Source organism: Pseudoalteromonas sp. AWM4_233, assembly GCF_056158285.1.
Genome location: NZ_JBSWSZ010000080.1, coordinates 1 through 4624, shown reverse-complemented (window position 1 = coordinate 4624; position 4624 = coordinate 1). Strand labels below are relative to the sequence as shown.

Sequence of the window (4624 nt, the reverse complement as noted above, 5' to 3'; positions counted from 1 at the left end):
AAGGTTAACGACGGTTAGATTCACCTCTTACACAGCACCTTTTGCGCTAGTCCCAGTACGTCCTTTCTTTCTAGCAATAACGGTATACATTGAGCTTGGATTTCAGATGGAGTCTTGTAACCCAACTCTTCAACTGCTTTAAGGATTGCAGGAGAAAGATTTAGAGATTCAAACGTGACTGGTTCTGACATTAATACGCCTCAACGAATTTAAAGAGGCGCGCATTGTATAGGAAATACAAGGCAATTGCTTGTATAAATTACAACTAATTTGTATGTGGTTGATGTTGGTCATAATTTAATCAGTTTAAATTTACCAAAATCAACCACGTTTACAATTTATTGATATAACCCTAAATTTTCTTTAGCGTACGCTTCGAATTCAGTGAAGCCACCAATGTGGGCTTGGCTCAATAAAAATCTGTGGTACGGTTGGGCAAGGTTTGCCTGCAGACTGTTCTAAATCTGCTTTGCTGATGCCTTCTTTAATGATGTCGATATAACGGTATTTAAAATCGTCACGCTCATTTGCTAGTTTTTCAGCAACGTCTTTTGCACGAACACAGTATGGGCAGCCTTCACGGCCAAAAATTACAGTTAACATATCGCTCTCCTCGATGGTTTATCTGGTTATCATCTTAACGGATTAAATGAATAAAAACAGCGCATAAAATCGATTGCACTATTCTGTTTTTTCTCATTATTAGCGATTGAGCTAATCTAGAGTTCGTATTCTAAGGCCTAGTTCTGTTGAGTAACCTATAGAATGCGCAGTAATGGCCAACTGTTCATCAATAACATAATAAGTTGGGTAGGCACTGATTTTATAATCTTGACCTGTACTTTTACTGCCAAGTAGCACCGGCATTGTTAATTCGAGTGAATCAGTAAACTGTTTTACTTCAGTAATGTTTTGGTAATCAAGGGCAATTGCTATGGCATTTAACTTACCTTGCTGATGAGCCTTTTCTAAATTTGGCATACTGTAACGACAAATTGAGCACCAAGGCGCAAAGAAATACACCACTGTTTGCTTGCCTTGTAATTGTGCAATGGTCATCCGCTCTGTTGGGTTTTTTAGCGTGGCTAAATTAAAATAGGGGGCAGGGGTTTTATCAGTTGAGAGTAAATTACGTTGCTGAAATGCGGTCACGGCATACACAACGACTGCCATTAAAACGACATTTTTTAGCACACTGATAAATTTTTTTAAAAAAGTTGGATTTTTTTTCATTGTTATTTTGTACGTTGTTAGCCCTTTAAAATCAACTTATTCAGACCTGTTTGAGAGCACTTAACATTTCATTTAACTTAAAAAAAATTACAATTTTTTTTTGCTAAAAATCTTGAAAAGATTTTACCCGCCCATAAATAGTTTAGTGAGGACGCCTGATGGGTCCCAAACAAACTAAAGTAATTGAAATAAAGTAATTGAAATATATAGTATTAATTTAACTTTGTTAGCACTGGTTCAATAGAAGAGTACTAACAAAATATCGCTTAAATATGAGGATATAATTATGCGTACAGTAGACTTATCACCACTTTATCGTTCATTCATCGGTTTCGATCATTTAGCATCATTAATGGATGCGGCAGCTCGCACAGACAAGCAGCCAAGTTTTCCTCCGTACAACATCGAGGCACTCGATAAAGACAAATATCGTATCACTATGGCTGTAGCAGGTTTTAGTGACAGTGAATTGACCATCGAGTCAGAAAACAACACATTGAAAGTCAGCGGTACTAAAGCTGATAAACAAGATAATGCTGAGCGTAAGTTCATCCATCAAGGCATTGCAGAGCGTAACTTTGAACGTAAGTTCCAATTAGGTGACCACGTTAAAGTACTTGGTGCATGACCTTGAAAACGGCTTACTAAGTATCGATTTAGAGCGTGAAATTCCAGAAGCTTTAAAACCACGTAAAATTGAAATCGGTAATGGTAAATTACTCGAAAACAAGTAATTACCAACAGCATTGTTTCCCCTAGTTAGTTTTGCCGCCTCATTTGAGGCGGCTTTTTTCGTTATGTTTAGCAACTAATTCCGCTTGCATCGTCTTTAAAGCCGCAATTTTATCTTCGGCTTCATTAAGCTTATCTTCTGACAATCCCGCTTGCTTACCACGTTCTAAAAGGGATTCGAGAGTAGCAATTTTACTTTCTGCGGCATCAATAAAGCGAAGTTCTAATTCAGTTTGTTGTGTTTGATGGTATGCCTGATACGCTTTATGGTCATTAATATCACCTGTAAACCGCTTCGTCTGCTGGGGCTGCTTTGCAATGGGTGGAAAGTAATCGGGGGTTGTGATTGCCGCATTTGTATCGGCCTCATCGATTGTTTCACTTGCAATTAAAGTTGGCTTTACGTGCATACTGGTCATTGCTTGTTGATTACGAACATCTTTTTTCTCAACCTCAACGGACACCAGTGCTTTTTCAGCAGGCACTAAAGCAATATGTTTTGATTGCACATGCATAATAACCGCAGCACTAAAAAGCACACAAAGTGCTAAAGCTAGCCATTTCATAACTTAATCCCATGCGCTTTTTGCCACGCCAACCAACTCTGTTGGTAGTTAATTATGGCTTTTTCAATTGCGATGGCCTTTTTAGCTTGATAGCGTACCGTTTCGTCATTTGCGCTAAAGTAGCCAAAAGTATGATTATAGCTCATTACTACCACCCAAAAACCTTTCGGTGAGCGTATTACCTCACTTAACTGTTGAGGCTTTTGTGTGAATGCTAATTGTACTGCCCAATTTCGTTTATGCTCTCGGGTTAAGTAGTTATTATATTCAGCGTAAATATTCGGGCTGATTTAATTGCTTTAGTGCGTGTTGTATTGAGCTTGTTTCAGCTTGCTTTTTAAATGCCAAAGCCGCTTCTCTATCGGTAAATTCGCCGCCATGGGCCTTAACCGATTTTAGATAATGAAATCTTTCTTTGTGTTGTTGGTAATATTGCTGGATTTCAGCGTCAGTAACCTTGTTCTCTAAGCGAGTTAACACAGGGCTCTCTACATGCATAATACCTTTTACCCCTAACCAGCTTTGAATCGAAGGCCTTAGGATATCGCCCTTGGCTATAGAATAAAGATGGGGTAGCGAAAGTTGCTGTGTTTGTATGACCGCATCAGCTTGCTTTAAATGCAAAAGAAATTGTCGATGTTTTAAAACTTCGGTTTTGAACAGTTCGCTATCTCCTTGATGCAAACGAAAGCGAGTCTGCATAGAAAGAGGTGCAATAAATTCGTACAGCGTCATTGAGTTTTCAAACAAATCGAGTTTAATAGCATTGAACTGTTTGATTTGGGCATCACTGTACTGACCATCCAGCGGATATAGCCCTAAGTTGGTTTTCAGCCAGTGTTTATCAAATGGTTCAAGCCCAGTTGTAGCTGGTTTACCGGTGAGATTTAACTGATGAATAAACAGATTATCTAAGTAGCGCATTACATGGTAATGAGTTGAAAAGCCAACACTCGCTTGGCGCTCTACAAGCTCAGGCATGTTTTTCTGTGCGTACTTAAGTAAAAATTGATTTTCGTAAAGGCGTTCACGTGTTTGCTGTTTGCTAATATCAGGGCTTTGTTCTTTGTAGACCTGCCACATGAGATCAATTTCAGATTCTGTGTATTGATTAAACGCAGCAACTGCAAGGTTGCTAAAAAGCAAACCTAGCAGTGCTGTCAAAATGTAAAGCCCACGCATTATCGAGCAACCATGGCATGATTAAGTAGGTGAACCACCATCGCAATCGCATGAGGAACCACTTGTTTTGCAGTATCGAGTCGGTCGTAATGATTCTTTTGAATTTAACACGATCCCACCTTGTGCATAAGAAAATGCACCGCCTTGGGTTAACAAAGGGCGTACATCAGTTGATTGTGTATCTAATGCAGCAAAGGTCGCCATGGCTTGTGAGACGAGTGCTGGATCATTGAGATTTTCTTGGTCGTAATAATCATTCACCCAACTTTCCCAGCTTGAGTGATTTAGATCGGAGGTTGTCCAAGTATGATGAGGTTGGAGTAAATCGGTAGTGTGAAATACAAAACCTAAAATCTGTGGATTACCGCTTTGTAAGTAACTTTGATACCAGTATTGCCCTAAGTTATCGATAGGTTGGAATGGCATTTCCTCAAAGTCATCATACATGCTGTAACTTGATTGGCTATCTATACGGTAATGGGCTTCAGTAACGCCATAGCTATTATATTTTGAAGAGTCAGCATTGAACCAGCCTGTTTCGCCACCTTTACCATCATCAAGGTAATCACCTTTGAGCCACGTTGCGGCAAGATTATCAACAGCTCCCCATACTGTTAGTTTTTGATAGTTGTAGCCGCCAAAGTCGTTGCCATGTTGATCAGCACCTTGGGTGTGATTTTGAAAGTGCCAATAACTGGTGTATTTCACAATACTTTCTGCAGCACCCCAAACTGGTGCTTGTACGCAAGAACCTGTAATAGCACCACAAAAAAACGTGTCCTCAAAATCATCGACGTCATAGGCTGCTTGCCCAAGTAGCTCGCCAAGCTGAGCGACAGTCATATTATTTTGCTGAGCATAGCTGACTAACGCAGCGTATTGTGTTGTGCTTGGGTGTTGTTGCATGTAGT

Annotated in this window: 4 protein-coding genes and 3 pseudogenes; 1 reads left to right on the top strand and 6 read right to left on the bottom strand. The window is 39.6% G+C overall.

The genetic code is table 11. The annotated features are described in order from the left end of the window. Window positions 1–338 precede the first annotated feature (338 nt). Both ACXAC4_RS20515 and ACXAC4_RS20510 read right to left on the bottom strand, forming a co-directional pair. Window positions 339–603 (bottom strand): annotated as a pseudogene (locus ACXAC4_RS20515) (GrxA family glutaredoxin). A 111-nt stretch (window positions 604–714) separates the two neighbouring features. After that, a complete protein-coding gene (locus ACXAC4_RS20510; protein WP_475165046.1) occupies window positions 715–1173 on the bottom strand; it encodes a TlpA family protein disulfide reductase in 459 nt (152 codons plus the stop codon). Between the two features lie 346 nt (window positions 1174–1519). Here ACXAC4_RS20510 and ACXAC4_RS20505 point away from each other — a divergent pair. Beyond that, a pseudogene (locus ACXAC4_RS20505) lies at window positions 1520–1967 on the top strand (Hsp20 family protein). Between the two features lie 39 nt (window positions 1968–2006). Here the strand turns inward: ACXAC4_RS20505 and ACXAC4_RS20500 are convergent. The 4 genes and pseudogenes from ACXAC4_RS20500 to ACXAC4_RS20485 form a co-directional block, all read right to left on the bottom strand. Further along, window positions 2007–2531, bottom strand: a complete 525-nt coding sequence (locus tag ACXAC4_RS20500; protein WP_475165045.1) for a hypothetical protein — start codon at window positions 2529–2531, stop codon at window positions 2007–2009. Further along, window positions 2528–2677: a hypothetical protein gene (locus tag ACXAC4_RS20495; protein WP_475165044.1), complete on the bottom strand. Its 150-nt coding sequence runs from the start codon at window positions 2675–2677 to the stop codon at window positions 2528–2530. Before ACXAC4_RS20495 ends, ACXAC4_RS20500 begins: the two co-directional genes overlap by 4 nt. Before the next feature lie 121 nt (window positions 2678–2798). After that, window positions 2799–3695 (bottom strand): peptidyl-prolyl cis-trans isomerase, encoded by an 897-nt coding sequence (locus ACXAC4_RS20490; RefSeq protein ID WP_475165041.1) that lies wholly within the window; start codon window positions 3693–3695, stop codon window positions 2799–2801. A gap of 17 nt (window positions 3696–3712) precedes the next feature. Further along, a pseudogene (locus tag ACXAC4_RS20485) lies at window positions 3713–4624 on the bottom strand (phospholipase C/P1 nuclease family protein); the annotation flags it as partial.

Excerpts from the sequence above, each read along its gene's own strand:
- ACXAC4_RS20500 (WP_475165045.1), bottom strand. The coding sequence starts at position 2,531 with ATGAAATGGCTAGCTTTAGCACTTTGTGTGCTTTTTAGTGCTGCGGTT.
- ACXAC4_RS20495 (WP_475165044.1), bottom strand. The coding sequence starts at position 2,677 with ATGAGCTATAATCATACTTTTGGCTACTTTAGCGCAAATGACGAAACG.
- ACXAC4_RS20510 (WP_475165046.1), bottom strand. The coding sequence starts at position 1,173 with ATGGCAGTCGTTGTGTATGCCGTGACCGCATTTCAGCAACGTAATTTA.